The sequence below is a fragment of the Burkholderia semiarida genome (assembly GCF_029268935.1).
Classification (GTDB): domain Bacteria; phylum Pseudomonadota; class Gammaproteobacteria; order Burkholderiales; family Burkholderiaceae; genus Burkholderia; species Burkholderia semiarida.
This window is the reverse complement of sequence record NZ_JAHLCL010000003.1, coordinates 254,023-280,357: the sequence shown is the minus strand read 5'-3', so window position 1 is coordinate 280,357 and position 26,335 is coordinate 254,023. Positions and strand designations below refer to the sequence as shown.

Below are 26,335 nucleotides of genomic sequence, written 5' to 3'. Positions count from 1 at the left end.
GTCGGTAGTGAGAGGGAAGCGGGGCGCGTCGCGCGGCGCCCGGTTCGGGCCCGCCATCGCGCAAGACGGTTATTTTATAATGGCGGGATTGTCCTCATCCGATTTCTCTTTTCCGGCGACATTCCGTGACGTTCTTTACCAATTACACGAACCTGGCCCTTATCGCGATCCTGCTGGTTTCCGGCGGCCTGCTTGCATGGCCGGCGCTGCGCCGCGGCCGCGGCGGCTTGTCGGCCGCGGAGGCGACGCAGCTCATCAATCGTCGCAACGCGGTCGTGATCGACCTGCGCGCGCCGTCCGATTTCGCGGCCGGCCATCTGCCGTCGGCGCGTCAGGTCGCCGCGGGCGAGATCGGCGCGAAAATTGCGCAGGTCGCGAAGAACAAGAGCACCCCGGTGCTGCTCGTCTGCCAGAACGGCCAGCAGTCGCAGAAGGCGGCGCGCGAGGTCGAGGCGGCGGGCTACGCCGAGGTGCACGTGCTCGAAGGCGGCGTGGCCGCCTGGCAGCAGGCCGGGATGCCGGTCGTCAAACAAGGAGTGGCGAAGTGAACAAGGTTTTGATGTACAGCACGCAGGTGTGTCCGTATTGCATGCAGGCCGAGCGCCTGCTGAAGCTGCGCGGCGTCGAGCAGATCGAAAAGGTGCTGATCGATCGCGATCCGGCCCGCCGCGAGGAAATGATGACGCGCACGGGGCGCCGCACGGTCCCGCAGATCTATATCGGCGACACGCACGTCGGCGGTTACGACGATCTGTCGAAGCTCGACCGCGAAGGCGGCCTCGTGCCGCTTCTGCAAGCGGCCTGATTAGGGCAGAATGGCCGCCGGCCGCGCCGCGGCTTGGGCGCGCACGATACATCCGTGGCGGCCGGCGAACAGCCGGGCCGCCCCGTCACCACTTTTAGGGAAACACCATGTCCGACGTCGAAAACCAACCGTTCTTCAACATCCAGCGCGTCTACCTGAAGGATATGTCGCTCGAGCAGCCGAATTCGCCGGCGATCTTCCTCGAGCAGGACATGCCGTCGGTTGAAGTCGAAGTCGACGTCAAGGCCGACCGCCTCGCGGAAAGCGTGTTCGAAGTCATCGTGTCGGGTACCGTCACCGCGAAGGTGAAGGACAAGGTCGCATTCCTGATCGAAGCGAAGCAGGCCGGCATTTTCGACATCCGCAACATTCCGGACGAACAGCTCGACCCGCTCGTCGGCATCGCGTGCCCGACGATCCTGTTCCCGTACCTGCGCTCGAACATCGCCGACGCGATCACGCGTGCCGGCTTCCCGCCGATCCACCTGGCCGAAATCAACTTCCAGGCGCTGTACGAGCAGCGTCTCGCGCAGCTTCAGCAGCAGGCCGGCGCCGCGGCAGGCGCGAACGGTGCGCCGAACGGCACGACGCTGAACTGACGTTTCACTCCGGACCGGTGCTGGGTATGAAAGTAGCCGTTCTCGGCGCCGGTGCCTGGGGCACCGCGCTCGCGGGCCATCTGGCCGCGCGGCACGATACGCTTCTGTGGGCGCGCGACGCCGCGCTCATCGCCGGGCTGCAGGCCCGGCACGAAAATTCCCGCTATCTGGACGGCATCGCGCTGCCTGATGCGCTGCGCTACGACGCCGATCTCGGCGCCGCGCTCGCGCATGGCGCTGCTCACGACGCGCTGTGCGCGATCGCCGCGCCGGTGGCCGGGCTGCGCACGCTGTGTCGCGCGATGCGCGATGCAGGCTGCGTGCCCGCGCACATCGTCTGGGTCTGCAAGGGCTTCGAGGCCGACACGCATCTGCTGCCGCATCAGGTGATCGCGGCCGAGTTGCCCGAACAGCGGAGCAACGGCGTGCTGTCGGGCCCGAGTTTCGCGCGCGAGGTCGGCCAGTCGCTGCCCGTCGCATTGACGGTCGCGAGCGCGTCGGCCGAATGCCGCGAGCGCACGCTCGCCGCGTTCCATCACGGCGCGATGCGGATCTACACGGGCGACGACGTGGTCGGCGTCGAGGTCGGCGGCGCGGTGAAGAACGTGCTGGCGATCGCGACCGGCATTTCCGACGGCCTCGGCCTCGGGCTGAACGCACGCGCCGCGCTGATCACGCGCGGCCTCGCTGAAATGTCGCGGCTCGGCGTGGCGCTCGGCGGCCGCGCGGAAACCTTCACGGGGCTCACGGGCCTCGGCGACCTGATCCTGACCGCGACGGGCGACCTGTCGCGCAACCGCACCGTCGGCCTGCAACTGGCGGCCGGCCGCACGCTGAACGACATCCTCGGCGCGCTCGGCCACGTGGCCGAAGGCGTGCGCTGCGCGCAGGCCGTGCTGGCGCTCGCGCGCGCGCAGTCGATCGAAATGCCGATCACGGAAGCCGTATGCGGCGTGCTGTTCGACGGCATCGCGCCGCGCGACGCCGTGAGCGGCCTGCTGCGCCGCGACGCGCGCGCTGAATAGGCGCGGTCCGCGTCGCGCGCGACCGGATCGCCCGGCACGGTTGCGCCGGGCGCGCGGCGCCAAAGCGGACTACGCTTGAACGGTCTCCCGCGTTCCGCGAGGTTGTCATGCTGCAGATCCATTCCACCACGCTCGATGCACAGCTCGTCGACATCACGACGCTCGACGTCGATGCGATCGTCAACGCCGCGAACGGCTCGCTGCTCGGCGGGGGCGGCGTCGACGGCGCGATCCACCGCGCGGCAGGCCCCGGCCTGCTCGCCGAGTGCCGCACGCTCGGCGGCTGCGACACCGGCGACGCGAAGCTCACGCGCGGCCACGGGTTGCCGGCGCGCTACGTGATCCACGCGGTCGGGCCGGTCTGGTACGGCGGCGCGCGCGGCGAGGCCGAGCTGCTCGCGTCGTGCTACCGGCGCGCGATCGAGCTGGCCGAAGAAGTGGCCGCGACGTCGATCGCGTTTCCCGCGATCAGTTGCGGCGTCTACCGCTATCCGGCCGAAGCCGCCGTCGACATCGCGGTCGGCACCGTCGCCGAGATGCTCGCGCAGGCGCCGAATCTCGCCCGCGTGGTGTTCGCGTGCTTTTCCCCCGACATCTACGACCTGTACCGCGCGCGGCTCGCGCGAACCTGACGGGCTCCGCGCCGCGGATTGCGCCAGCGAGCGTTACGCGCCGCCTTCGAAGCCGGCCTGGCGCCACGCCTCGAACACGACCACCGCGACCGTGTTCGACAGGTTCAGGCTGCGGTTGTCCGGCCGCATTGGCAGGCGCACGCGCTGTTCGTTCGGGAAGCGGTCGAGCAGCTCGGCGGGCAGGCCGCGCGTTTCCGAGCCGAACACGAACCAGTCGCCGGGCAGGAACGCACGATCGTGGAAGCGGCCCGAGCCGCGCGTCGTGAACGCGAACATCCGCGCGGGATCGGGCGCTTCGGCGGCAACGAACGCGTCCCAGTCGCGGTGCACGCGCATCTGCGCATACTCGTGATAGTCGAGGCCGGCGCGGCGCATCCGCGCGTCGTCGAGCGGGAAGCCGAGCGGCTCGATCAGGTGCAGGTGCGCGCCGGTGTTCGCGCACAGGCGGATCACGTTGCCGGTGTTCGGCGGAATTTCGGGAGCGACGAGGACGACGTTGAACATGTTTCGGTTTGGCTGGGGTGGCCGGAGCGGCGCAACGCGCGTGCATCCGGCCGGCCGGTTCGTGACGGCCGCGCGCGGGCGGCCGGCCTTTCCATCTAATTAATCCTTGGCGGTGCGCAGCGCAACCAGATTCGTCACGCGCACGGCGCCCGCCGCCTTCAGCGCCTGCGCGGCCGCCGCGAGCGTCGCGCCGGACGTCATCACGTCGTCGACGAGCGCGACGTGGCGGCCGGCGACGCCGCCTGCCACCGCGAACGCCGCCATCACGTTGTCGTGCCGTGCGCGCCGATCGAGCCGCGATTGCGGCGCGGTGTCGGCGACGCGTGCGAGCAGGGCCGCGTCCGCTGGCACGCCGAGCCGGCGCGCCAGCGGACGCGCGATCGCCCACGCCTGGTTGTAGCCGCGCGCGACGAGCCGCCGGTGCGACAGCGGCACCGGCGCGACGAGGTCGAAGCCGCTCGCGCCGCGCGTATCGTCGACCAGCCGTGCGAGGCGGGCCGCGAATTCGCCGCCGAGCGCGAGCCGCGCGTGAAACTTCAGGCCGCGCGCGAGCCCGTCGAGCGGCGCGCGGTAATCGGCGAGCGCGAGCGTCGCATCGAACGGCGGCGGCGCGGTGCGGCATGCGTCGCACCGGTACGCGGCCGCGCGGCCGGTGCCCATGCGTGTGCCAGCGGGCGATCGTGCCTGCCCGACGCCGAGCGGCAGCGCGCACACGTCGCAGCGCAGCCGCGCTTCGTTCCAGTACGCGGCATCGCAGGCGCCGCAAATCACGGTGTGTGACAAATTGCCGCACAACGCGCAGCGATTCGGCAACGTGACCGCGGCAACGCGCACGACCAGCGTTCGAACCTGCGACAAAACGACGCGCATCGTGCGCCCGGCGGAACCGCGGACCATCGCAACACTCCTGGCATGCCGCCTCAATGAAGCTTGCGAGGCGAGCGAGTATACTTCGGGCTCTTCGCCAGTGTGCCCGACATGTCCCCAGCTTCGACTTCAACCGGCCGTCCGGCCAATGACGCCAGGCGCGTGCGGCGGATCTTCGACCGCCGTGCCGCCACGTTCGATGCGGTTGCGTTCCTGCCGCGCGAGATCGCGCAGCGGATGAACGAGCGCCTCGAATACATCAAGGTGAGCCCCGCGGCCGTGCTCGATGCGGGCTGCGGCCCGGGCGACGACCTGCCGGCGCTGCGCGCGCGCTTTCCGGAGGCGCCGGTGTTCGGCGTGGACCTGTCCGGCGCGATGCTCGCGCGGGCCGGTCAGCGCGAGGTCGAGCAGACCACCTGGCGCCGCTGGTTGCCGGCCTCGCTCGGCCGGGCGCTGGGCCAGCGCGGCCCGCGCGTCGCGCAGGCCGATTTCGCGGCGCTGCCGTTTGCCGGCGGCGCGTTCGACCTGATCTGGTCGAATCTCGCGCTCCACTGGCATTCGCGTCCCGATACCGTCTTCCCCGAATGGCAGCGCGTGCTGCGCGTGAACGGGCTGCTGATGTTCAGCACGCTCGGCCCGGACACGCTGCGCGAGCTGCGCGCGGCCTGCGCGGACGCCGAAGCCGCGCTCGGCATCGCGCCCCCCGCCGCGCGCGTGATCGATTTCGTCGACATGCACGACCTCGGCGACATGCTCGTCGAAAGCGGCTTCGAGATTCCCGTGATGGACCAGGAAGTGCTGACCGTCACGTACAAATCCGCCGATTCCCTGCTGGCCGACGTGCGCCGCTGGGGCGCCTATCCGTTCGCGCGCACGGCGCCGCCGCAAGCGGCGCGGCGCTTTCGCGCGGCGCTCGGCGACGCGCTGGACGCGCGCCGGCGCGAGGACGGCACGATCCCGCTGACGTTCGAGGTGATCTACGGCCACGCGTGGAAGGCCGTGCCGCGCACGACCGCCGAAGGGCACGGGATCGTGCGCATCGAGGACATCGGCAAGGGGCGCCCGAAGAATCGGTAAAGCGGTAAAGAGGGGTTTTGTTATGTCCGAAATTAGCGGTGCAAAGCGGGGTCGAATTGGCGGCTAAAACGGCCGGAAAGCTTGTCGCGCTTGGCTTGGCGGGCGATAGGCGCTTGCTTGTGGATGCCATTGAACCCGCCTATAATGCGTCAGCTTGTCGTCCCGGGGTCCCCGCAATACGGGCCGGCGAGTCCGATGCAGGCATGCATCGCATGCCATTCGCGTGAGGCGGCGATGGAAGCAGCGAACGTTTTGGCGGAGACGGCGGACAGCGAACCGGTCCTCGAAGACTGGCTCATGAAACGCAACTGTTCGGTGTCGCCGCGCCAGTTCGTGCTGTTTTACGCGTCGCTCGCGGGCTTCTCGCTGGCGATCGCGGCGTTGCTGATGTGGAGAGGGGCCTGGCTCGTCATGCCCTTCACCGGGATCGAGTTGCTGGCGGTGGGTGTCGCATTCGCGATCTACGCTCGCCATGCGGTTGACTACGAGCGCATCAGGCTGTTTCCGCACCGGCTCGTGATCGAGCGGATGGATGCGGAGCGGCTCACGCAGATCGAATTCAACCCGCGCTGGGTGCGGGTCGAGCCGGGTGCGACGCCACGCGATCCGATTCGGCTGGTGTCGCGCGGGCAGACCGTCGTGATCGGGCAGCATCTCGCGCAGTACAAGCGTGCGCAGTTCGCCGACGAGCTGCGTGCGTCGCTCAGGCGCTGCGGCTGACGAGGCGCGGCCAATGGCCGGAACAGGCCGGCGGCTTGCGACGGGGGAGGGTTTGAATGGAAATTTTGGGTAAGGATGCTATGAAAACAATCAAGCGAGCCCTCGCGGGCGTGCTGGCATGCAGCGGATTGCTCTTTGCCGGTGCGGCCCTGGCGGTCGGTGATAGCCCGGGCGGCCCCCGTGTCAACGAGATCAACTTTCAGCCGCCTGTCACGAAGATCGCCGAGGAGCTCTACGATCTCCACACGATGATGCTGATCCTGTGTACGGTGATCTTCGTCGGCGTGTTCGGCGTGATGTTCTATTCGATCTTCGCGCACCGCAAATCCAAGGGCCACAAGGCCGCCAATTTCCATGAAAGCACGACCGTCGAGATCATCTGGACGATCGTGCCGTTCGTCATCGTCGTGCTGATGGCGCTGCCGGCGACGAAGGCCGTCGTCGCGATGAAGGACACGACGAACGCCGATCTCACGATCAAGGTCACCGGCTACCAGTGGAAGTGGGGCTACGACTACGTGAAGGGCCCGGGCGAGGGCATCGGCTTCCTGTCGACGCTGACCACCCCGCGCGACGAAGTGATGGGCAAGAAGCCGATCACCGACACCTATCTGCAGGAAGTCGACAACCCGCTCGTCGTGCCGGTCAACAAGAAGATCCGCATCATCACGACCGCGAACGACGTCGTCCACTCGTGGTACGTGCCCGCGTTCGGCGTGAAGCAGGATGCGATCCCCGGCTTCGTGCGCGACACGTGGTTCAAGGCCGACAAGGTCGGCACGTTCCGCGGTTTCTGTACCGAGCTGTGCGGCAAGGAACACGCGTACATGCCGGTCGTGGTCGAAGTCCTGTCGGACGACGATTACGCGAAGTGGGTCACCGCGCAGAAGGCCAAGCTGGCGAGCGCCGCGGTCGATCCGAACAAGGTCTACACGATGGCCGAACTCGTCGCGCACGGCGAGGAAGTCTACAAGGCGAACTGCGCGGCCTGCCACCAGGTGAACGGCAAGGGCCTCGGCGCATTCCCGGCGATGGACGGCAGCCCGATCGTGAACGGCCCGATCGCCGCGCACGTCGAGCGCGTGCTGCACGGCAAGGGCGCGATGCCGTCGTGGGCGTCGCTGTCGGATCTCGACATCGCTTCGGTCGTCACGTACGAACGCAACTCGTGGGGCAACCACAAGAACGACCTGCTGCAGCCGAAGCAAGTGGCCGACGCACGCAACGGCAAGCTGCCGGAAGACACGGCGGGCGCGGCAGCGGCACCGGCTGAAGCGGCTTCCGCGCCGGCGCAAGCCGCGTCGGGCGCCGAGCAGCCGGCGGCAGCGGCATCGGCCGCGCTGTCGACGATCTACTTCGAGACGGGCAAGAGCGTGCTGCCGGCCGACGCGAAAGCGGCGATCGCCGCCGCGGCCGACTATGCGAAGGCGCATCCGGACGCGAAGCTCGCGCTGTCGGGCTTCACCGACAAGACGGGCTCGGCCGACGCGAACGCCGAACTGGCGAAGCATCGGGCGCAGGCCGTGCGCGATGCGCTGAAGGCAGCAGGCGTGGCGGAAGACCACATCATTCTCAAAAAGCCGGAAACGATCACGGGCGGGGCTGACGCGAAGGAAGCCCGGCGTGTCGAGATCGGCCCGGCGGCTTGACGTGTCGCTGAGTTAGTCGACGTATTCGCATTAGGAGATTCTCATGTCTAGCATCGGGCACGACGTAGCCGCGGACCACGCGCACGACGACCACGCGCACGAAGCCCCGCACGGCTGGCGTCGCTGGCTGTTCGCCACCAACCACAAGGACATCGGTACGCTGTACCTGCTGTTCTCGTTCATCATGTTCCTGTCGGGCGGCGTGATGGCGCTCGGCATCCGTGCCGAGCTGTTCGAGCCGGGCCTGCAGATCATGCGTCCGGAGTTCTTCAACGAACTCACGACGATGCACGGCCTGATCATGGTGTTCGGCGCGATCATGCCGGCGTTCGTCGGCTTCGCGAACTGGATGATTCCGCTGCAGATCGGCGCATCCGACATGGCGTTCGCGCGGATGAACAACTTCAGCTTCTGGCTGCTGCCGGTCGCGGCGGTGCTGCTGGTCGGCTCGTTCTTCGCGCCGGGCGGCGCGACGGCCGCCGGCTGGACGCTGTACGCGCCGCTGTCGACGCAGATGGGCCCGGGCATGGACTTCGCGATCTTCGCGGTCCACATCATGGGCGCGTCGTCGATCATGGGCGGGATCAACATCGTCGTGACGATCCTGAACATGCGCGCACCGGGCATGACGCTGATGAAGATGCCGATGTTCGCGTGGACGTGGCTGATCACCGCGTACCTGCTGATCGCCGTGATGCCGGTTCTGGCGGGCGCGATCACGATGGTGCTGTTCGACCGCCACTTCGGCACGTCGTTCTTCAACGCGGCAGGCGGCGGCGACCCGGTGATGTACCAGCACATCTTCTGGTTCTTCGGCCACCCCGAGGTGTACATCATGATTCTGCCGGCGTTCGGGATCGTGTCGCAGGTGATCCCGGCGTTCGCACGCAAGACGCTGTTCGGCTATAGCTCGATGGTGTACGCGACGGCGTCGATCGCGATCCTGTCGTTCATGGTCTGGGCGCACCACATGTTCGCCACGGGCATGCCGGTCACCGGCCAGTTGTTCTTCATGTACGCGACGATGCTGATCGCGGTGCCGACGGGCGTGAAGGTGTTCAACTGGCTCGCGACGATGTGGCGCGGCTCGATGACGTTCGAAACCCCGATGCTGTTCGCGATCGGCTTCCTGTTCGTGTTCACGTTCGGCGGCCTGACGGGCCTGATGCTCGCGATGGCGCCGCTCGACATCCAGTATCACGGCACCTACTTCGTGGTCGCGCACTTCCACTACGTGCTGGTGGCCGGCTCGCTGTTCGCGCTGTTCTCGGGCTGGTACTACTGGGCGCCGAAGTGGACGGGCTGGATGTACAACGAGACGCGCGGCAAGATCCACTTCTGGGCGTCGATGATCTTCTTCAACCTGACGTTCTTCCCGATGCACTTCGTCGGTCTCGCGGGCATGCCGCGTCGCTATGCGGACTACCCGGCGCAGTTCACGGACTTCAACCAGGTGGCGACGATCGGCGCATTCGGCTTCGGCCTCGCGCAGGTGTACTTCCTGTTCGCGGTCGCGCTGCCGGCCTACCGTGGCGGCGGCGAGCTGGAAAAGGCGTCGGACAAGCCGTGGGACGGCGCGACGGGCCTCGAGTGGACGGTGCCGAGCCCGGCTCCGTTCCACACGTTCGAGCAACCGCCGCACGTCGAATAAGTTTTACCGAGCGCTCCGCCGCTGCCTGCCGCGCAGGCAGGCGCGGCGGGCGCGAAACTGAGGTTTCAGCGAAGTTTCAGATGACCCGGAATCCACAAGAAAGACGAACGCCCGAGCAGATCCGCGCGGGCAACAAGCGGCTCGGCCTCACCCTGCTCGTCATCGCCGCCGTTTTTTTCGTGGGTGTCGTGATCAAGCAGTGGTGGCTGTCCACCCACTAATGCAGCAACTGACGCAGTAGCGAGGAAGTCGTCGTATGTCGAAGCCGGAAGAGGGCGCCGTGGATCGCGCGTTCAATCGTTCGATGCTGGTGAAGCTCTTCGTCGTGGCCGGGCTGATGTTCGGTTTCGGCTTCGCGCTGATTCCGATGTATCGGGCGATCTGCCAGATCACCGGCATCAACAACCTGGTGCAGCGCGATGTCAGCGAGCGCGAGGTGAAGAACTCGCAGGTCGACTACAGCCGCACGGTGTCGGTCGAGTTCGATGCGAACGCACGCGGGCCGCTCGGGTTCAAGCCGGAGCACAACAGCCTCGACGTGCACCCGGGCGAACTGACGACGATCGTGTACGACGTGACGAACGGGCAGGGCCGGCCGGTCGTCGCGCAGGCGATTCCGAGCTACGCGCCGAAGCAGGCGACGGAGTTCTTCAAGAAGATCGAGTGCTTTTGCTTCACGCAGCAGACGCTGACCGCGAACGAGTCGCGCAAGATGCCGGTGGTGTTCGTGATCGACCCGAAATTGCCGAAGGACGTGAAGACGATCACGCTGTCGTACACGTTCTTCGAGCTGAATACCCCGGCCACGCCGGCCCCGGCGCAGCGCAGTACGGCGGCGGCGCAGGGTGCGGCGAAGCCGGACGCATGACGAAGGAGACGGGGCGATGACGGAAGCCAAGCGGAGCGGAACGTTCGGTCAGGCGCTGAAAGCGGTGCTGTGGTCGTTCTTCGGGGTGCGCAAGCGGCGCGACCTGGAGGCCGACGCGACGCAGCTCAATCCGCTGCACGTGCTGATCGTCGCGTTGATCGCGGCCGGCGTGTTCATCGGCGTGCTGATCCTGATCGTGCGTGCGGTGGTGGGTTGAGGGCGCGGCGTGCACGGCTAGCGGCCAGACAGAATGCAGTGCGCGGCGCCACGGCGCGGCGTGCAGGAACGAGCGGTGGCGGTCTCGCCGCGCAAGAAATAAAGCCGGAGCGGTTTCCGGTACACAAATTGGACTGAAGTGGAGAATCAAGCATGAGCGGTCAAAACCAGACCCCGTACTATTTCGTGCCGCATCCGTCGCAGCATCCGATCAGCGCGGCCATCGGCCTGCTGGTCATGCTCGGCTCGGTAGCGCTGTGGATCAACGGTCACGACTGGGCGCCGTTCACGGCGCTGCTCGGCCTGCTGTGGTTGCTCTTCACGCTGTATCACTGGTTCGGCGACGCGATCGCCGAATCGGAAGGCGGTCATTACGGCAAGAACGTCGACAAGTCGTACCGCTGGAGCATGAGCTGGTTCATCTTCTCGGAAGTCATGTTCTTCGGCGCGTTCTTCGGCGCGCTGTTCTATGCGCGTGAAATCGCGCTGCACCAGCTCGGCAGCCTCGACTACAAGCTGATCTGGCCGGACTTCTCCGCCGTGTGGCCGAACGAAGGCCCCGCCGCGCTCGCCGGTCACTTCAAGACGATGGGCCCGTGGCCGGTCCCGACGCTGAACACCGCGTTCCTGCTGTCGTCGGGCGTGACGCTGACGATCTCGCACCACGCGCTGCGCGACGATCATCGCAAGAAGGCGATCGCATGGCTGGCCGCGACGCTCGTGTTCGGGATCTGCTTCCTGTTCCTGCAGGGCTTCGAGTACTACCACGCGTACAACGAGCTGAACCTGACGCTGAACTCCGGCGTGTACGGTTCGACGTTCTTCCTGCTGACCGGCTTCCATGGCTTCCACGTGTTCCTCGGCGGCACGATGCTCGCGGTGGTGCTGGTGCGGATGATCCGCGGCCACTTCAAGCCCGATCATCACTTCGCATTCGAAGGCGCCGCGTGGTACTGGCACTTCGTCGACGTCGTCTGGCTCGGCCTGTACGTCGTCGTCTACTGGCTGTAAATGGAAAAACGGCCCGCGCAGCGATGCGCGGGCCGTTTTCATTGGTGTCGTGGGCGCGGCGGCGACGCCGCGAGCGACACGGCCCCGGCGCCGCCGCGACTCAGTCAGGCGGCGCTTTTGCTTGGTGGCGCGGCCGTGCGGCTAAATGTCACAGCGGTCACGGCGTGCCACAGCGGCAACGGCATCAACGCCCGATCGGCAGGCCGGTCGAATGGATCCAGCCCATCCAGTTCGCGAACAGGATGAGCAGGAACAGCGACACCGACAGCCCGACGCGGGTGGCGAGCGACCAGACCATGCGTTTCGTGTGGCCGCGGTCGTGCATCATGAAGTAGAGCGCCGAGCCCATGCTGGCAATGATGAGGACGAAGGCGATGGGAACGAGGATGTGCATGACACGAACCGGACGACGGCAATTCGAAAGGAAGAGGATAATTATCGCACTTCGTTTTCGCGGATGTGCCGGGCGGGCCGCACGATGAAGATTCGCTGGCTGCCCGCGCTGCTGATCCTCGTCGTCGTCGCCGTCACGGTCCGTCTCGGTTTCTGGCAGCGCGACCGCGCGCACCAGAAGGAAGCGCTGCAGGCGAGCATCGCGCGCTACGAGCGGGCGGCGCCCGTCGACATCGGCGCGCAGCCGGTTCCGCTCGCGTCGATCGAGTTTCATCGCGTGCGGGCAAAGGGCCGTTTCATGCCCGAGCAGGCGGTGTTCCTCGACAATCGGCCGTATAACGACCAGCCGGGCTTTTACGTCGTGATGCCGCTTAAACTCACGGGCGGCGGCGTCGTGCTCGTGAATCGCGGCTGGCTGCCGCGCAACATCGCCGATCGCACGGCGATCGAGCCGTTCGCGACGCCGGCGGGCGACGTCGAGATCGTCGGCATCGCGCGCGCCGACGCGTCGCGCGCGTTCGAGCTCGGCGAAGGCGGGTCGGCCGCGCACCAGAAGATCCGGCAGAACCTCGACGTCGCCGCGTATGCGAAGGAAACCGGGCTGCCGCTGCAGCCGTTCGTGATCCAGCAGACGAGCGACGACGGCGACAAGCTCGTGCGCGACTGGCCGGCGGCGACGACCGGCGTCGAGCGCAATTACGGTTACATGTTTCAGTGGTGGGCGATGGCGGCCGCCGCGCTCGGCTTCGGCCTGTACGCCGCGCGGCGTGCGGCGAAGAAGTCGGCCGGCGCGTGAGCGTCGTGCCAGGACGCGGCGCCGGCGCCGCGGGTTCGTTTCGAGAGGTCTGATTTGTCCATGCAATCTTCCCGTCAGGGTCCGGCCGCCGCGCCGATGTCGCAGGCGGCCCGCAAGCGCGGCCGCTGGATGCTCGTGCTACTGGGGCTCGTGTGCGCCGCGCCGATGATCGCGTCGTACTTCACCTATTACGTGATCAAGCCGAAGGGCGGATCGACGAACTACGGCACGCTGATCGAGCCGCAGCGCCCGATCCCGGCCGATCTGCAGGTGACCGACGAAACCGGCAAGACGGTACCGCTGTCGTCGCTGCGCGGCGTCTGGCTGTTCGTGATGACCGACCGCAGTGCGTGCGACGACGCGTGCGCGAAGAAGCTCTATTTCATGCGGCAGATCCGCGTCACGCAGGCGGGCGAGCGGCACCGGATCACGATGGTGTGGCTGCGCAGCGATGCGGGCGCGGTGCCGCAGAAGGTGCTGGACGCGTATCCGGACACGCGCCGGCTCGTCGCCGATCCGGCCGCGGTGGCCGCGTGGCTGCCCGCCGACGCCGGCACGAAGGACAGCGACCACCTCTACCTGGTCGACCCGAACGGCAACCTGATGATGCGTTTCCCGAAAGACCCGAATCCCAGCAAGATCAAGTCGGACGTGACGAAGCTGCTGAAGTGGTCGAGCATCGGTTAAGGCGAGAGAACGAGGCACCATTCCGATGTCGTATCTACTGCAACTCGGCCTGATCGGCCTGTGCATCGCGCTGCTGCCGCTGTCGTACGTGTGGGTGAAGGCCGACGACGACAAGTTCCGCAAGCTCGTGTGGATCACCACGTTCCTGACCCTCGACCTCGTGATGTTCGGCGGCTTCACGCGGCTGACCGATTCGGGCCTCGGCTGCCCCGACTGGCCCGGCTGCTACGGCACGTCGTCGCCGTTCATCGCGCACGCGGCGATCACGGCCGCGCATCAGGCGATGCCGACGGGGCCCGTCAGCATGACGAAGGCGTGGATCGAGATGATCCACCGCTATTTCGCGATGGCGATCGGCGTGCTGATCATCGCGCAGGTGGTGATCGCGTGGGCCGCGCGGCTGCGCCGCCGCCCGCTGCACGTGTCGCCGTGGTGGCCGACGAGCCTGCTGCTGCTGATTCTCGTGCAGGGCGCGTTCGGCGCATGGACGGTCACGATGAAGCTGCAGCCGGTGATTGTCACGATCCACCTGCTGCTCGGCCTCACGCTGCTCGGCACGCTCGGCTGGCTTGCGGCGCGGCAGACGCCGCTGCCGTCGCATGACCCGGAGGCCGGGCGTTACCGCGCGGCCGCGCTCGCGGCGCTCGTGCTGCTCGTCGTGCAGATCGCGCTCGGCGGCTGGGTGAGCACCAATTACGCGGTGCTCGCGTGCACCGACTTCCCGACCTGCAACGGCCAGTGGATTCCGCCGATGGACTTCCAGCACGGCTTCCACCTGTGGCGCGCGCTCGGGATGACGAAGGACGGCGACGCGATCACGCAGGACGCGCTGGTGGCGATCCACTGGACGCACCGCACGTTCGCGTTCGTCGTGGTCGCGTACCTGGTTGCGTTCGCGCTGAAAATGCGCCGCTTCGAGTCGCTGCGGCGGCCCGCGAACGGCGTGCTGCTGGTCGTCCTGCTGCAGTTCGTGACGGGGCTGACCAACATCGTGCTGCAGTGGCCGCTGCCCGTCGCCGTCGCGCACAACGGCGGGGCCGCGATCCTGCTGCTGCTCGTCGTCATGTTAAACTTTCGCATCCTTTCAAGCCGCCCCGGCCGTGTCGCGCAGCCTGCGCGCGACGCCGCCCCGGCGTGACCGCCCCCATGCAAAGCACCCTCTCCCAATCGCCCGGTAGCCGCTTTTCCCAGTACATGGCGCTGACGAAGCCGCGCGTCACGCAGCTCGCGGTGTTCTGCGCGGTGATCGGCATGTTCCTCGCGACGCCGGGCATGGTGCCGTGGCATGTGCTGATCGGCGGCACGGTCGGCATCTGGCTGCTGGCCGGCGCCGCGTTCGCGATCAACTGCCTCGTCGAACAGAAGATCGACGCGATGATGCGCCGCACCGCGTGGCGTCCGTCCGCGCGCGGCGAGATCACGACGCCGCAGATCCTGCTGTTCTCGGCCGTGCTCGGCAGCGTCGGCGCCTGGACGCTCTATACGTTCACGAATCCGCTGACGATGTGGCTGACGATCGCGACGTTCGTCGGCTACGCGGTGGTCTACACGCTGCTGCTCAAGCCGATGACGCCGCAGAACATCGTGATCGGCGGCGCGTCGGGTGCGATGCCGCCGGCGCTCGGCTGGGCCGCCGTCACCGGCGCGGTGCCGGGCGACGCGTGGATCCTCGTGCTGATCATCTTCGTATGGACGCCGCCGCATTTCTGGGTGCTGGCGCTCTATCGCCGCAAGGATTACGAGAACGCCGGGCTGCCGATGCTGCCCGTCACGCACGGCGAGCAGTTCACGCGGCTGCACATCCTGCTGTACACGGTGATCCTGTTCGCGGTCACGATGATGCCGTTCATTTCCGGCATGAGCGGCGCCGTCTACCTGACGAGCGCGGTGCTGCTCGGCGCGGTGTTCCTCGCGTATGCGTGGAAGATCCATCGCGACTATTCGGACGAACTCGCCCGCAAGGCCTTCCGCTACTCGATCGTCTATCTGTCGCTGCTGTTCGTCGCGCTGCTCGTCGATCACTATGCACGCCCGCTGCTCGGCGTGTAACCGCACGGTTTGAACGCAATGCTCCCATCACGGTTCGGGCGCCGCGCGCGCCAAGGCTGGATGCTCGCGTGCGCATTCGCGGCAGCGCTGCTGCTTGCCGGATGCGACAACGCGCCGAAATTCCAGAATCTCGACATCACCGGCAACACGCAGTTCGGCAGCGACTTTTCGCTGCCCGATACGACCGGCAAGGTCCGCACGCTCGCCGATTTCAAGGGCAAGGCCGTCGTGATGTTCTTCGGCTATACGCACTGCCCGGACGTGTGCCCGACCACGATGGCCGAATTGTCCGAAGCGCTGAAGCAGCTCGGGCCCGATGCCGCGAAGCGCGTGCAGGTGCTGTTCGTCACCGTCGATCCGGAGCGCGACACGCCGGCGTTGCTCGGCCAGTACGTGCCCGCGTTCGATCCGTCGTTCATCGGCCTGCGGCCGGCCGACGAAGCGGCGCTGAAGAAGGTCACGAAGGATTTCCGCGTGTATTACGCGAAGGTGCCCGGCAAGACGCCCGGCAGCTACACGATGGATCACACGGCCGCGAGCTACGTGTTCGACCGCGACGGCAAGCTGCGCCTGTTCGTGCGCGACGGCCAGGGCCCGGCCCCGTGGGTCCACGATCTTAAGCTGCTGGTCGACTGATCGGCAGCCGCCGGGCGCCCGGCCCGGCGTTTTGCGTGACGGCCGTTCGCGCCGCCACGCTTTCCCTCTATCTTCGTCGTGTGCATGCGCTCCCGCCGGGCGGCGCGTCGGCATGCGCGCGTATCGCGCCGCAGCCGCGTTACGGCAGCGCCGGCACGTTGAAGCCGGAGGCGGCGCGCGTGATCCGGAATTCCGTCACGCGATAGGTGGCGAGCCCCTCGGTGACGAACGGGTCGGTCTCGAGGATCGCGTCGAGTTCGTCGCGATCGATGCGGGCCGCGAGGATCACGCCGCCTTCGCGCGGCACTTTCGGCCCCGCCGCGATGAAAATGCCCTTGTCGAATTGCGGCTGCAGATACGCGCGGTGGCGTTCGAGCGCGTCGTCGATGCGCTCGAGCGACGCGGTGTAGTGGATGTCGATGACGTACATGGATGGCCCTGGGATGATGCCGGCGCGCCGCGCACCGGCCAGCCGGTCTTTTTAGCACAGCGGATGCGGGCTGTCGCGCCGGCGAGCCGCGTGGCGGGCGGCGGGCGGCGGGCGGCTGGTGGCGCTGCCAGTCGAACGCCGGTTCGCCGCGGCCGCGCGTATTCAAGATGTAAGCCTCGTTGCCGTAAATGAAAGAGCAACCGTTTGCGCGCGGCAGGCCGTTCGCGCGCCGGAGGCATCGACATCGACAGAGGCACGCAGATGAGCAGAATGAGTTTGAACCGCAAGCTGTGGCTCGCGCTTGCGCTGGTATGGATCGGTCTTCTGGGCGTCGGCGCATGGAGCGCCTACGAGACGCGCGCGACGATGCTCGCCGAACGCAAGGCCGGCATCGCGAATCTCGTCGACTCGGCGGCGGGCATCGTGAAGGCCTATCACGCGCTCGCGCAGAGCGGCACGCTGCCCGAGGCCGACGCGAAGCGCGACGCGCTCGCGAGCCTCGCCGCGATGCGCTACGGCGATTCGGGCTACGTGTTCGTGATGGATTCGAAGCCGGTCGTGCTGATGCATCCGACGCTGCCGAAGCTCGTCAACACGCAGGTCGGCGACTATCTCGATCCGGACGGCAAGCCGCTGTTCGTGACGATCCTGAACGCGGCGAAGGCGACCGGCAGCGGGTTCGCCGAATATCGCGGGCGGCTGCCGCACAGCGAGACGGCCGTGCCGAAGATCAGCTACGTCACGCGGTTCGCGCCGTGGGACTGGAACATCTCGAGCGGCGTGTTCCTGAAGGACATCGACACCGTCTACTACCGCACGCTGCTCGGCCACCTGGCCGTGGTGTTCGTGATCGGCCTCGTGATCAGCGCGGCGATGCTGGTGATCATCCGCAACGTGCGCGGCAGCCTCGGCGGCGAGCCGGACGAAGCGGCCGCGCTCGCGGCGCGCATCGCGCGGGGCGACCTCACGCAGCCGGTGCCGGTGCGCGCGGGCGACCGCACGAGCATGATGGCCGCGATGCACGACATGCAGGCGCGGCTGCAGGCGACGATCGGCGGGATTCGCCAGTCGGCCGAATCGATCGCGTCGGCGAGCCGCCAGATCTCGGCCGGCAACGACGACCTGTCGCAGCGCACCGAGGAGCAGGCCGCGTCGCTCGAGGAAACGGCCGCGAGCATGGAGCAACTGACCGCGACGGTGAAGCAGAACGCCGACAACGCGCGACAGGCGAGCGGGCTCGCGAACAACGCGTCGGACATCGCGCGCACGGGCAGCGACGTCGTGAACCGCGTGATCGGCACGATGGGCGAGATCGACGACAGTTCGCGCAAGATCGCCGACATCATCGGCGTGATCGAGGGCATTGCGTTCCAGACCAACATCCTCGCGCTGAACGCCGCGGTCGAGGCCGCGCGCGCGGGCGAGCAGGGCCGCGGCTTCGCGGTGGTCGCGGGCGAGGTGCGCTCGCTCGCGCAACGCAGCGCGACGGCCGCGAAGGAGATTCGCGCGCTGATCGTCGATTCGGTCGAGCGCGTGCGCAACGGCTCGGCGCTGGTCGGCCAGGCCGGCACGACGATGGGCGAGATCCTGCAGGCGGTCGCGCGCGTGACCGACATCATGGGCGAGATCGCGGCCGCGTCCGAGGAGCAGGCGAGCGGCATCACGCAGGTCGGCCGCGCGGTCACGCAGATGGACCAGGTGACGCAGCAGAACGCGGCGCTGGTCGAGGAAGCCGCGGCGGCGGCCGCGTCGCTGCAGGAACAGGCCGCGCGGCTGCGCGACGCGGTCGGCGCGTTCCGGGTCGGCAATGCCGGCGGCCTGTCGTCGCAGGGAGCCCGTGGCACGGCGGCCGAACCGGCATTCGGTAGTGCGAAGGCGGCCGACGAACTGGCGGCGGCGTGACGCATGCCGCGTGAGGGGGATGCGTCGCGGCAGGAACGCAACTAACGGCCGAGTCGTGCAGCGGTCGCCGGCACTGCGCTGGTGCATACCCATATGAGCGGGATGTATTTCACTTCGCGCCGATCCTGTGACACCATTTGCCCCTTCGTGCGAGTCCGGGCATACCCGTATCGCGCCCCATTTCAGTCAAGCAAGAAAGCGAGAAACAGATGAAGCGTCGCAGTCTCCTGAAGGTATTTTCCGTGCTGGCCACCGGCGCCGCGCTGACGCTGTCGGCAGGCGCGCACGCCGAAGACAAGGTGATCAAGGTCGGCACGGTCGCCGGCCCGGATGCGCAAGTGTGGCAAGTCGTGCAGAAGGTCGCGAAGGAGAAGGAAGGCCTGAACGTGAAGGTCATCGAGTTCAACGACTACGTGCAGCCGAACGCGGCGCTCGATTCGGGCGACCTCGACGCGAACAGCTTCCAGCATCAGCCCTACCTCGACAGCCAGGTGAAGCAGCGCGGCTACAAGCTCGTCAGCGCGGGCCTGACCTACATCTCGCCGATCGGCGTGTACTCGAAGAAGTTCAAGTCGCTGAAGGATCTGCCGCAGGGCGCGAAGCTCGCGGTGCCGAACGATCCGTCGAACGAGAACCGCGCGCTGCTGCTGCTGCAGACGCAAGGCGTGATCAAGCTGAAGGCGGGCGCCGGCACGGGCGGCAACAACGCGACGGTGCTCGACATCGCCGAGAACCCGAAGAAGCTGAAGATCTCCGAACTCGACGCCGCGCAGCTGCCGCGCGTGCTGTCGGACGTCGACGCGGCCGTGATCAACACGAACTACGCACTGGCCGCGAACCTGCAGCCGACCAAGGACGCGATCGCGCTCGAAGCGCTGACGAGCCCGTACGCGAACCTGATCGCCGTGCGCGCGAAGGACAAGGATCAGCCGTGGGTGAAGAAGCTGGTGAAGGCGTACCAGTCGCCGGAAGTGAAGGAATTCATCAAGAAGCAGTTCAAGGGCTCGATGGTCGCGTCGTTCTGAACGCCGCTCACCGGGTGGACCGCTGAACGAAAAGGCCTGCATCGCGCAGGCCTTTTTCATTGGCGCGGCCGCTTGGCGGCCGCCCGGAGGTCAGCGCCCGCTCACATCTCCCCGCGCCGCGAGCAGATCGACATGATCTGCTGGATTGCGTAGTTGTCGCGCACACCCGGCAGCGACTGCACGACGCATTCGTGAAAGCGCCGTTCGCGCGGCAGCAGCATCGCGTTGTTGCGGTACAGCGCGTCGCACGAGCGCTGGATCAGCTGCGCGGCGGCGCCGTTGCGGCTCTCACGTAGCGCATTGAGCATGCAGTCGTCGTATTGCGCGTTGCCGTCGGTCAGCGCGAAGGCTGCTCCCGGCAGTGCCAGCGCGACCGTCGCGCATGCGATTGCACGAATCGTTCGTTTCAAGTCTCCTCCGATGGTGTGGATCGGGTCGGCGGACAGCATAACGTAAAGCGATCAACGCGGCTGGCGCGTTGCGCCCGAACCGGCGCGGCGGGTCATGACGGGCGCGCCGGCTTTTCCCCGGTTTCTTCCGACGAAAACCGGTTTCGTACCAGTACTGTGCGACGCGGACGCATTGCCATATACTGTATATCCATACAGGTGCGACCTGAAAGTCGCTATCACAACTGTCTTGCCAATAGCAACCGGACAAGACCTGCTGTTCTGCCAGCAGTAGCCCACTCGCCTTATAGAGGCTTGAGCCGTATGCGGGGAAACTCGCACGTACGGTTCTTAGGGGGCGGCGGCGCAGCAATGCGTCGTCGCTACCCGACTTGTGGGTGGCGTCATGCTCGCATCCTCCATTACTCCCGAATCCCTTCATCCGTCCCTCTGGCGCGGCTCGCAGCTCGCGCGCGGCGGTCCCCGCACGGTCGAAACGGGCTTCGCGCCGCTGTCCGCCGAGTTGCCGGGCGGCGGCTGGCCGGTCGGCGGTCTCGTCGAACTGCTGGCCGCGCAGCCCGGCTGCGGCGAGATGCGGCTGCTCGCGCCCGCGCTCGCCCGCACCGTCAGCGCGCGGCGGCCGCTCGCGCTCGTCGCGCCGCCGCAGGCGCCGCATGCCACCGCGCTCGCCAGTCTCGGCGTGCCGGCCGACGCACTGCTGTGGCTGCGCGCCGGCAGCCGCACCGATGCGCTGTGGGCCGCCGAGCAGGCGCTCAAGACCGGCTGTTGCGGCGCGCTGCTGCTCTGGCAGGACGCGCGGCCCGATGCGCTGCGGCGTCTGCATCTCGCGGCCGCGCGCACGGGCGACACGCTGTTCGTGATGCTGCGTCCGCTGTCGGTCGCGCGGCAGCCGTCGCCGGCCGTGCTGCGCGTCGCGCTGCATCCGGTGCCGGGCGGCGTATCGCTCGACATCGTCAAGCGTCGCGGGCCCGCGCGCAGCGAGCCGCTCGTGCTCGATTTGCCGTCACCCATCGTGGAGAGCCGCTATGCGCGTCTTGCTCGGCATCCATCTGCCGCGCCTGCCGCTCGACGTGTGCGTCCCGCCGCCGTCTGATGCAGCAGCCGGCGAGGCCAGCGAGGCCGGCTGTGCGGTGCTCGAGCAGGGGGTCGTGCTGATCGCCGATGCGGCCGCGCGCCGGCAGGGCGTACGTGCGGGCATGAAGCGCGGCGGCGTGCTCACGCTCGCGCCCGCGACGCAGCTCGTCGAACGCGATCCCGCCCGCGAAGCCGATGCGCTGCGCGCGGTCGCGCTCGCGTTGCTGCGCTTCTCGCCGTGCGTCGCGCTCGACGACGAAGCCACGCTGATCGTCGACGTCGGCCCGAGCCTGCGCCTGTTCGGCGGCCTGCCGTCGCTGTGCCGCCAGGTGCGGGCGACGCTCGCGGCGCTCGGCTATGCGGTGCGCCTGTCCGCCGCGCCGACCGGACGCGGCGCGTGGCTGCTCGCGCGCACGTCGGCCCGCGCCCGCATCCGGCGGCGTGTCGCGCGCCAGGCCTCGCTCGTCCGCACGCTCGACCGGCTGCCCTGTGTGCTGCTGCCCGATGCGCGCCCATATGCGGGCTGGTTCGACGGTCTCGGCTGCCGCACGCTCGCCGATCTGCGCCGCCTGCCGCGCGCGGGGCTGCAGCGGCGCTGCGGTCCCGCGCTGCTGGCCGTGCTCGATCGTGCATACGGTGAAGCGGTCGAGCCGCTTGCGTGGATGGCGGTGCCGCCGGTATTCGACGTGCGGCTCGAATTGGCGGAGCGCGTCGAATACGCGGAAGCCGTGCTGTTCGCCGCGCGGCGGCTCGTCGTGCAGCTATGCGGCTGGCTGGCCGCGCGGCAACTGTCGCTGGCCGCGATGACGTTCGATCTCGAGCACGAGCGCGGCCGTCAGGCCGTGCCGCCGACGCCGCTCGCGCTCGCGTTCGCCGCACCCGTGCGCGACGAGGTGCATTTCATGCGGCTGCTCGGCGAGCGGCTCGCGCGCGTCGAGCTGCCGGCCGCGGTGATCGCGGTGCGGCTGAAGGCCACGCGCGTCGAATCGATCGCGCCGCCGGCCGACGATCTTTTTCCGGAGCCGGGCGGTACGCGGGAAACCCGCGAGCGGTTGCTCGAACTGCTGGTGGCGCGGCTCGGCGCGGACAACGTGCTGCGCGCGGCGCCCGTCGCCGATTACCGGCCCGAGGCCGCGAACCGCTGGCTGCCGCTCGATGCGCAAGCGGGCAAGCCGGCCGCCGGTCCGCCCGCTGCGCCGCCGCGTCCCGCGTGGTTGCTGGCCGAACCGTTGCCGCTGCTGATGCGCGGCGAGCGGCCGGTATTCCATACGCCGCTCCGGATGATGTCGTCGGCCGAGCGAATCGAAGCCGGGTGGTTCGACGGGCAGTTGATCGCACGCGATTACCACGTCGCGCAGGACGAAGAGGGCGCGTGCTACTGGGTATTCAAGGAGCGGACGAGCAGTCAGGCGGCCCCGCGCTGGTTTCTGCACGGGTTGTTCGGGTGAGCGGAGATGGTTGCGGAATTCAGTTTGCTGCCCGATTACGCGGAGTTGTTCTGCCGCTCGAATTTTTCGTTCCTGCATGGCGCGTCGCATGCGGAAGAACTGGTCGAGCGCGCGGCGGAACTCGGCTATCGCGGGATCGCGATCACCGACGAGTGTTCGCTCGCCGGCGCGCCGCGCATGCATGTCGCCGCGAAGGCGAAAGGGCTGCCGCTCGTCGTCGGTTCGTATTTCGACGTCACGCCGGATGAAGTCGCGCCCGGCCACGATCCGGGCCCCGGTGCGTTCGGGCTCGTGCTGCTCGCGCAGAACCGCGACGGGTACGGCAATCTCTCCGAGCTGATCTCATGGCGGCGGATGGCGGCGCCGAAGGGCACTTACACGCTGACGTCGCGGATGCTGTCGGCGCCGCCGGCGGAGTTTGCCCACTTGCGCGGGATGCCCGACTGCTTCGCGATCCTCGTGCCGACGTATCCAGTGCGGGCGGACGTGCTCGATGCGCAGGTCGCCTGGTTTCGCGCGACGTTCGGCGAGCGCGCGCGGCTCGGGCTCGTGCAGTTGCAGCGTGCGCTCGACGGCGCGCAGCGCGACGAGATTCGTGCGGCCGGCAAACGGCGCGGCGTGCGGATCGTCGCGCTCGGCGACGTGACGATGCACCGGCGTTCGTGCAAGGCGTTGCAGGACGTGATGACGGCGATTCGCATCGGCATGCCGGTGGCCGAGTGCGGGTATGCGCTCGCGCCGAATGCGGAGCAGCATCTGCGTGCGCGTGGACGGATAGCGAAGCTGTTTTCGCCGCAAGAGATTGGTGAAACCTGCGCGATGCTCGATGCGTGCGATTTCGATCTCGGCAAGCTGCGCTACGAATATCCCGACGAGATCGTGCCGAAGGGGCTCACGCCGACGCGCTATCTGGAACAGGAAACCCGGGCGGGCGCGGCCGTGCGTTATCCGAACGGCATCCCGGAAAAGGTAGAGAAGCTGATCCGCCATGAACTCGACCTGATTGCGAAGCTGAGTTACGAACCGTTTTTCCTGACCGTCTACGACATCGTCAAATACGCGCGCAGCCAGAATATCCTGTGCCAGGGCCGCGGCTCGGCCGCGAATTCGGTCGTCTGCTATTGCCTCGGCATCACCGAGGTCGATCCCGATCAGAGCACGATGCTGTTCGAGCGCTTCATCAGCGAGAAGCGCGGCGAGCCGCCCGACATCGACGTCGACTTCGAGCATCAGCGTCGGGAAGAGGTGATCCAGCACATCTACGAAAAATACGGGCACGACCGCGCCGCGCTCGCGGCCGCCGTCTCGACGTATCGCCCGCGTGGCGTGCTGCGCGAAACCGGCAAGGCGCTCGGCGTCGATCCGATGCTGGTCGATCGGGTCGCGAAGGGGCATCGCTGGTTCGACGGCAGCCGCGATCTGCTGCAGCAATTCGCGTCGACCGGGCTCGATCCGGCGACGCCCATGATCAAGGCATGGGCCGAACTGGCGGGGCGCTTGCTCAACTTTCCGCGTCACCTGTCGCAGCATTCGGGCGGCTTCGTGATCAGTCGCGGCAAGCTCACGCGGCTCGTGCCGGTCGAGAACGCGGCGATGGACGGGCGGCGCGTGATCCAGTGGGACAAGGACGATCTCGAGGCGCTCGGGCTGATGAAGGTCGACGTGCTCGCGCTCGGCATGCTGTCGGCGCTGCATCGCGCGTTCGACCTGCGCACCGCGTGGCGCGGGCCGCCGGAACCGGACGGCGAACCGTTCACGCTGAAACACATTCCGCAGGATGACAAGGAAACCTACGACATGATCTGCCGTGCCGATACGGTCGGCGTGTTCCAGATCGAATCGCGCGCGCAGATGTCGATGCTGCCGCGGCTGAAGCCGCGCAACTACTACGATCTCGTCGTCCAGGTATCGATCGTGCGGCCCGGCCCGATCCAGGGCGGCGCGGTGCATCCGTACCTGAAGCGGCGCAGGATCGTGGCCGGCGAAGAGGAGGGCGAGGTCACGTATCCGAGCGACGCGCTCAAGGAAGTGCTCGTTCGCACGCTGGGTGTGCCGATCTTCCAGGAGCAGGTCATGCAGATCGCGATCGTCGCCGCGGGTTTTACGCCTGGCGAAGCGGATGACTTGCGTCGCGCGATGGCCGCATGGAAGCGCAAGGGCAATCTCGAGAAATATCAGGACAAGATCATCAGCGGGATGCTCGAACGCAACTACACGCGCGAATTCGCCGAACAGATCTTCGAGCAGATCAAGGGCTTCGGCGAATACGGTTTCCCCGAAAGCCACGCGGCCAGCTTCGCGAAGCTCGCGTACGCGAGCAGCTGGCTCAAATGCCACGAGCCCGCGATCTTTCTCGCCGCGCTGCTGAACAGCCAGCCGATGGGCTTCTATCCGCCGTCGCAACTCGTGCAGGATGCGAAGCGCCATCGCGTGAAGGTGCTACCGATCGACGTCACGCAAAGCGGCTGGGAGGCGTCGCTCGAAGCGCTGCCCGATCAGCCGCCTCCACATGGCCAACCGGCCGTGCGGCTCGGCCTGTCGCTCGTGCGCGGCCTTGGCGAAGCCGCCGCGCGGCGCATCGAAGCCGCCCGCGCCGCCGGCCCGTTCGACACCGTGAACAGCCTCGCCCGCCGCGCGCAGCTCGAACGCCGCGATCTCGAAGCGCTCGCCGCCGCGAACGCGCTCGCGACGCTCGCCGGCCATCGCCGCGATGCGTTGTGGCAGGCCGTCGCCGCGGCGCCGGAGCGCGACCTGCTGGCCGCCGCGCCAATCGACGAGGCGGAGCAGCCCGCGCTCGGCGCGCCGTCGGAAGCCGACGACATCCTCGCCGACTATCACACCACCGGCCTCACGCTGAACCGCCACCCGGTCGCGCTGCTACGGCCGGCGCTGCGCGCGCAGCGCCTGTCGTCCGCGGCCGAGTTGCGCGACCGTCCCGACGGCCGGCTCGCGCGCGCGTGCGGGCTCGTGATCGCACGGCAGATGCCGGGCACCGCGAAGGGCGTGATGTTCATGACGCTCGAGGACGAAACGGGCTGCGTGAACGTGATCGTCCGGCCCGAACTGCTCGCGCGGCAGCGCCGCGAAACGCTCGATTCGCGGCTGCTCGCGGCGTCCGGCGTGTGGCAGGTTGTGAGCGACGTGCGGCACCTCGTCGCGCAGCATTTCGAGGATCTGACGCCGTTGCTTGGCGGGCTGCGCACGTCGAGCCGCGAATTCCACTGATTCCTCCGGCGCGGGCCGCCCCTCGCGCGGCGCTCATCGCACGATCCATACCAGTCGGCTCAACGGGCTCTACTCCGATGAAGTTCACCGCCGTGTTCGGCGCGATTGTCTACGCTTCCTTATTGCGTCGAAACGCACTTCGGCGGGAATAAGGGGGGGCGCGGCATTCTGTCGCGCATTACCTGACGAATCGGCCGCCGCTCCTGAGCGGAACGCGGATGCCGGATGCGATTTCCATTGGCGAGTCATGCCGCGCGCCTTATGTCCGTGCGATGCCCATCTGGCCTTCTCCCGCATCGGCGGCTCGCGTCCGTCTGTACGCGGCCCGCGTGTCAGACCGCGCCGGCTGCGGTCGCCATCAAGTCAATAACTAATAAGCATAGCAATATATCCAGAATGTCTAATATTAATTTCAATTCGAATTGATGTATTTGGTACCTGTCCTATTTGTGTCGGTGTGAAAAAGGTGAATGAAATTTGTCATTTGAGGGTGATTATTTCGTACCCGTCTAATGGAATTGAAAGGAATGAATTGCCACAATAATCGTGGAAATACGCGGCGCGGCAGGCCATCGCAATAAACATCCGCGCGGCCTGTTTTGCAGGTGCATATTCCCCTTCGTTTTTTAACGTTAT

At 67.5% G+C, this 26,335-nt stretch carries 28 protein-coding genes; 23 read left to right on the top strand and 5 right to left on the bottom strand.

Annotated features, from left to right (window positions below; genetic code table 11):
* Positions 1 to 125 precede the first annotated feature (125 nt).
* The 5 genes from KPB06_RS05055 (at position 126) to KPB06_RS05035 (ending at position 3,061) form a co-directional block, all read left to right on the top strand.
* Entirely contained in the window at positions 126 to 548 is a 423-nt protein-coding gene (locus KPB06_RS05055) for a rhodanese-like domain-containing protein (RefSeq protein ID WP_040142128.1), read from the top strand.
* Positions 545 to 805, top strand: coding sequence for a glutaredoxin 3 (grxC, locus tag KPB06_RS05050; protein ID WP_006477722.1), 261 nt, complete (start codon positions 545 to 547; stop codon positions 803 to 805). Before KPB06_RS05055 ends, grxC begins: the two co-directional genes overlap by 4 nt.
* A 107-nt stretch (positions 806 to 912) precedes the next feature.
* Positions 913 to 1,404 (top strand): protein-export chaperone SecB, encoded by a 492-nt coding sequence (gene secB / locus KPB06_RS05045; RefSeq protein WP_059576108.1) that lies wholly within the window; start codon positions 913 to 915, stop codon positions 1,402 to 1,404.
* Positions 1,405 to 1,430: 26 nt separating this feature from the next.
* A complete protein-coding gene (locus KPB06_RS05040) occupies positions 1,431 to 2,429 on the top strand; it encodes an NAD(P)H-dependent glycerol-3-phosphate dehydrogenase (RefSeq protein WP_124862590.1) in 999 nt (332 codons plus the stop codon).
* 107 nt (positions 2,430 to 2,536) lie between these two features.
* Positions 2,537 to 3,061 (top strand): O-acetyl-ADP-ribose deacetylase, encoded by a 525-nt coding sequence (locus KPB06_RS05035; RefSeq protein WP_060312476.1) that lies wholly within the window; start codon positions 2,537 to 2,539, stop codon positions 3,059 to 3,061.
* A gap of 33 nt (positions 3,062 to 3,094) precedes the next feature.
* Here KPB06_RS05035 and trmL read toward each other — a convergent pair whose 3' ends face one another.
* Together trmL and KPB06_RS05025 are read right to left on the bottom strand one after the other, a co-directional pair.
* The gene (trmL, locus tag KPB06_RS05030) at positions 3,095 to 3,565 is read right to left on the bottom strand and encodes a tRNA (uridine(34)/cytosine(34)/5-carboxymethylaminomethyluridine(34)-2'-O)-methyltransferase TrmL (RefSeq protein WP_060966618.1); all 471 of its coding nucleotides are present in this window, start codon (positions 3,563 to 3,565) and stop codon (positions 3,095 to 3,097) included.
* A 99-nt stretch (positions 3,566 to 3,664) separates the two neighbouring features.
* Positions 3,665 to 4,462: a ComF family protein gene (locus tag KPB06_RS05025; RefSeq protein ID WP_089465176.1), complete on the bottom strand. Its 798-nt coding sequence runs from the start codon at positions 4,460 to 4,462 to the stop codon at positions 3,665 to 3,667.
* A gap of 81 nt (positions 4,463 to 4,543) precedes the next feature.
* Between KPB06_RS05025 and KPB06_RS05020 the strand changes: the two genes are divergently transcribed.
* The 8 genes from KPB06_RS05020 (at position 4,544) to KPB06_RS04985 (ending at position 11,624) form a co-directional block, all read left to right on the top strand.
* On the top strand, positions 4,544 to 5,509 hold the full coding sequence (locus tag KPB06_RS05020) for a methyltransferase domain-containing protein (protein ID WP_275906089.1): 966 nt from the start codon (positions 4,544 to 4,546) through the stop codon (positions 5,507 to 5,509).
* A gap of 195 nt (positions 5,510 to 5,704) precedes the next feature.
* Positions 5,705 to 6,229 carry a DUF2244 domain-containing protein gene (locus KPB06_RS05015; RefSeq protein WP_059576125.1) on the top strand — a complete coding sequence of 175 codons (525 nt, stop codon included), beginning with the start codon at positions 5,705 to 5,707 and terminating at the stop codon, positions 6,227 to 6,229.
* A gap of 56 nt (positions 6,230 to 6,285) precedes the next feature.
* Positions 6,286 to 7,878, top strand: a complete 1,593-nt coding sequence (gene coxB / locus KPB06_RS05010; RefSeq protein ID WP_059576128.1) for a cytochrome c oxidase subunit II — start codon at positions 6,286 to 6,288, stop codon at positions 7,876 to 7,878.
* 43 nt (positions 7,879 to 7,921) lie between these two features.
* Positions 7,922 to 9,529, top strand: a complete 1,608-nt coding sequence (gene ctaD, locus KPB06_RS05005; protein WP_006477731.1) for a cytochrome c oxidase subunit I — start codon at positions 7,922 to 7,924, stop codon at positions 9,527 to 9,529.
* 80 nt (positions 9,530 to 9,609) lie between these two features.
* Positions 9,610 to 9,750, top strand: coding sequence for a cytochrome oxidase small assembly protein (locus KPB06_RS05000; protein ID WP_006486385.1), 141 nt, complete (start codon positions 9,610 to 9,612; stop codon positions 9,748 to 9,750).
* Positions 9,751 to 9,785: 35 nt separating this feature from the next.
* The gene (locus KPB06_RS04995; RefSeq protein ID WP_034208453.1) at positions 9,786 to 10,397 is read left to right on the top strand and encodes a cytochrome c oxidase assembly protein; all 612 of its coding nucleotides are present in this window, start codon (positions 9,786 to 9,788) and stop codon (positions 10,395 to 10,397) included.
* Positions 10,398 to 10,413: 16 nt separating this feature from the next.
* Positions 10,414 to 10,614, top strand: a complete 201-nt coding sequence (locus KPB06_RS04990) for a DUF2970 domain-containing protein (RefSeq protein ID WP_059576130.1) — start codon at positions 10,414 to 10,416, stop codon at positions 10,612 to 10,614.
* Between the two features lie 152 nt (positions 10,615 to 10,766).
* Complete coding sequence (locus KPB06_RS04985; protein ID WP_006486364.1) at positions 10,767 to 11,624, top strand: cytochrome c oxidase subunit 3; 858 nt, start codon at positions 10,767 to 10,769, stop codon at positions 11,622 to 11,624.
* A gap of 184 nt (positions 11,625 to 11,808) precedes the next feature.
* On the opposite strand, the gene KPB06_RS04980 is transcribed toward KPB06_RS04985, so the two are convergent.
* Positions 11,809 to 12,018 (bottom strand): twin transmembrane helix small protein, encoded by a 210-nt coding sequence (locus KPB06_RS04980; RefSeq protein WP_006477735.1) that lies wholly within the window; start codon positions 12,016 to 12,018, stop codon positions 11,809 to 11,811.
* An 84-nt stretch (positions 12,019 to 12,102) separates the two neighbouring features.
* Here KPB06_RS04980 and KPB06_RS04975 point away from each other — a divergent pair, with 84 nt between their 5' ends.
* From KPB06_RS04975 to KPB06_RS04955, 5 genes are read left to right on the top strand one after another with little or no spacing between them, the layout of a single operon-like run.
* Positions 12,103 to 12,813, top strand: coding sequence for an SURF1 family protein (locus KPB06_RS04975; protein WP_059576168.1), 711 nt, complete (start codon positions 12,103 to 12,105; stop codon positions 12,811 to 12,813).
* 60 nt (positions 12,814 to 12,873) lie between these two features.
* Positions 12,874 to 13,500: an SCO family protein gene (locus KPB06_RS04970; protein WP_059576133.1), complete on the top strand. Its 627-nt coding sequence runs from the start codon at positions 12,874 to 12,876 to the stop codon at positions 13,498 to 13,500.
* A gap of 25 nt (positions 13,501 to 13,525) precedes the next feature.
* Complete coding sequence (locus tag KPB06_RS04965) at positions 13,526 to 14,638, top strand: COX15/CtaA family protein (RefSeq protein ID WP_059576136.1); 1,113 nt, start codon at positions 13,526 to 13,528, stop codon at positions 14,636 to 14,638.
* A gap of 8 nt (positions 14,639 to 14,646) precedes the next feature.
* Positions 14,647 to 15,549, top strand: a complete 903-nt coding sequence (cyoE, locus tag KPB06_RS04960; protein ID WP_059576139.1) for a heme o synthase — start codon at positions 14,647 to 14,649, stop codon at positions 15,547 to 15,549.
* An 18-nt stretch (positions 15,550 to 15,567) separates the two neighbouring features.
* Positions 15,568 to 16,185, top strand: a complete 618-nt coding sequence (locus KPB06_RS04955) for an SCO family protein (RefSeq protein WP_059576142.1) — start codon at positions 15,568 to 15,570, stop codon at positions 16,183 to 16,185.
* Positions 16,186 to 16,324: 139 nt separating this feature from the next.
* Here KPB06_RS04955 and KPB06_RS04950 read toward each other — a convergent pair whose 3' ends face one another.
* Complete coding sequence (locus KPB06_RS04950) at positions 16,325 to 16,615, bottom strand: YciI family protein (protein WP_006477740.1); 291 nt, start codon at positions 16,613 to 16,615, stop codon at positions 16,325 to 16,327.
* Positions 16,616 to 16,876: 261 nt separating this feature from the next.
* On the opposite strand from KPB06_RS04950, the gene KPB06_RS04945 reads away from it, so the two are divergent.
* A complete protein-coding gene (locus tag KPB06_RS04945; RefSeq protein ID WP_060008930.1) occupies positions 16,877 to 18,517 on the top strand; it encodes a methyl-accepting chemotaxis protein in 1,641 nt (546 codons plus the stop codon).
* 209 nt (positions 18,518 to 18,726) lie between these two features.
* Positions 18,727 to 19,542: a MetQ/NlpA family ABC transporter substrate-binding protein gene (locus tag KPB06_RS04940; RefSeq protein ID WP_059576148.1), complete on the top strand. Its 816-nt coding sequence runs from the start codon at positions 18,727 to 18,729 to the stop codon at positions 19,540 to 19,542.
* Positions 19,543 to 19,643: 101 nt separating this feature from the next.
* Here KPB06_RS04940 and KPB06_RS04935 read toward each other — a convergent pair whose 3' ends face one another.
* The gene (locus KPB06_RS04935) at positions 19,644 to 19,952 is read right to left on the bottom strand and encodes a VF_A0006 family four-cysteine protein (RefSeq protein ID WP_063892418.1); all 309 of its coding nucleotides are present in this window, start codon (positions 19,950 to 19,952) and stop codon (positions 19,644 to 19,646) included.
* A 385-nt stretch (positions 19,953 to 20,337) separates the two neighbouring features.
* On the opposite strand from KPB06_RS04935, the gene imuA reads away from it, so the two are divergent.
* The 3 genes from imuA to KPB06_RS04920 are packed head-to-tail and all read left to right on the top strand — an operon-like array spanning position 20,338 to position 25,699.
* Complete coding sequence (imuA, locus tag KPB06_RS04930; protein ID WP_060966623.1) at positions 20,338 to 21,045, top strand: translesion DNA synthesis-associated protein ImuA; 708 nt, start codon at positions 20,338 to 20,340, stop codon at positions 21,043 to 21,045.
* The gene (locus tag KPB06_RS04925; RefSeq protein WP_099316842.1) at positions 20,978 to 22,474 is read left to right on the top strand and encodes a Y-family DNA polymerase; all 1,497 of its coding nucleotides are present in this window, start codon (positions 20,978 to 20,980) and stop codon (positions 22,472 to 22,474) included. Before imuA ends, KPB06_RS04925 begins: the two co-directional genes overlap by 68 nt.
* Before the next feature lie 6 nt (positions 22,475 to 22,480).
* Positions 22,481 to 25,699 (top strand): error-prone DNA polymerase, encoded by a 3,219-nt coding sequence (locus KPB06_RS04920; RefSeq protein WP_275905549.1) that lies wholly within the window; start codon positions 22,481 to 22,483, stop codon positions 25,697 to 25,699.
* The last annotated feature ends 636 nt before the right edge of the window (positions 25,700 to 26,335 follow it).

Coding starts and splice junctions, on each gene's coding strand:
- KPB06_RS04965 (WP_059576136.1), top strand. CDS start 13,526: ATGTCGTATCTACTGCAACTCGGCCTGATCGGCCTGTGCATCGCGCTG.
- KPB06_RS05020 (WP_275906089.1), top strand. CDS start 4,544: ATGTCCCCAGCTTCGACTTCAACCGGCCGTCCGGCCAATGACGCCAGG.
- KPB06_RS04950 (WP_006477740.1), bottom strand. CDS start 16,615: ATGTACGTCATCGACATCCACTACACCGCGTCGCTCGAGCGCATCGAC.
- ctaD (WP_006477731.1), top strand. CDS start 7,922: ATGTCTAGCATCGGGCACGACGTAGCCGCGGACCACGCGCACGACGAC.
- secB (WP_059576108.1), top strand. CDS start 913: ATGTCCGACGTCGAAAACCAACCGTTCTTCAACATCCAGCGCGTCTAC.
- KPB06_RS04995 (WP_034208453.1), top strand. CDS start 9,786: ATGTCGAAGCCGGAAGAGGGCGCCGTGGATCGCGCGTTCAATCGTTCG.
- KPB06_RS04925 (WP_099316842.1), top strand. CDS start 20,978: ATGCGCGTCTTGCTCGGCATCCATCTGCCGCGCCTGCCGCTCGACGTG.
- KPB06_RS04920 (WP_275905549.1), top strand. CDS start 22,481: ATGGTTGCGGAATTCAGTTTGCTGCCCGATTACGCGGAGTTGTTCTGC.
- KPB06_RS04980 (WP_006477735.1), bottom strand. CDS start 12,018: ATGCACATCCTCGTTCCCATCGCCTTCGTCCTCATCATTGCCAGCATG.
- trmL (WP_060966618.1), bottom strand. CDS start 3,565: ATGTTCAACGTCGTCCTCGTCGCTCCCGAAATTCCGCCGAACACCGGC.
- KPB06_RS05035 (WP_060312476.1), top strand. CDS start 2,537: ATGCTGCAGATCCATTCCACCACGCTCGATGCACAGCTCGTCGACATC.
- coxB (WP_059576128.1), top strand. CDS start 6,286: ATGGAAATTTTGGGTAAGGATGCTATGAAAACAATCAAGCGAGCCCTC.
- KPB06_RS04955 (WP_059576142.1), top strand. CDS start 15,568: ATGCTCCCATCACGGTTCGGGCGCCGCGCGCGCCAAGGCTGGATGCTC.
- KPB06_RS04940 (WP_059576148.1), top strand. CDS start 18,727: ATGAAGCGTCGCAGTCTCCTGAAGGTATTTTCCGTGCTGGCCACCGGC.
- KPB06_RS05000 (WP_006486385.1), top strand. CDS start 9,610: ATGACCCGGAATCCACAAGAAAGACGAACGCCCGAGCAGATCCGCGCG.
- KPB06_RS04945 (WP_060008930.1), top strand. CDS start 16,877: ATGAGCAGAATGAGTTTGAACCGCAAGCTGTGGCTCGCGCTTGCGCTG.
- KPB06_RS05025 (WP_089465176.1), bottom strand. CDS start 4,462: ATGGTCCGCGGTTCCGCCGGGCGCACGATGCGCGTCGTTTTGTCGCAG.
- KPB06_RS05040 (WP_124862590.1), top strand. CDS start 1,431: ATGAAAGTAGCCGTTCTCGGCGCCGGTGCCTGGGGCACCGCGCTCGCG.
- KPB06_RS04970 (WP_059576133.1), top strand. CDS start 12,874: ATGCAATCTTCCCGTCAGGGTCCGGCCGCCGCGCCGATGTCGCAGGCG.
- imuA (WP_060966623.1), top strand. CDS start 20,338: ATGCTCGCATCCTCCATTACTCCCGAATCCCTTCATCCGTCCCTCTGG.
- cyoE (WP_059576139.1), top strand. CDS start 14,647: ATGCAAAGCACCCTCTCCCAATCGCCCGGTAGCCGCTTTTCCCAGTAC.
- KPB06_RS04990 (WP_059576130.1), top strand. CDS start 10,414: ATGACGGAAGCCAAGCGGAGCGGAACGTTCGGTCAGGCGCTGAAAGCG.
- KPB06_RS04975 (WP_059576168.1), top strand. CDS start 12,103: ATGAAGATTCGCTGGCTGCCCGCGCTGCTGATCCTCGTCGTCGTCGCC.
- KPB06_RS04985 (WP_006486364.1), top strand. CDS start 10,767: ATGAGCGGTCAAAACCAGACCCCGTACTATTTCGTGCCGCATCCGTCG.
- KPB06_RS05015 (WP_059576125.1), top strand. CDS start 5,705: ATGCAGGCATGCATCGCATGCCATTCGCGTGAGGCGGCGATGGAAGCA.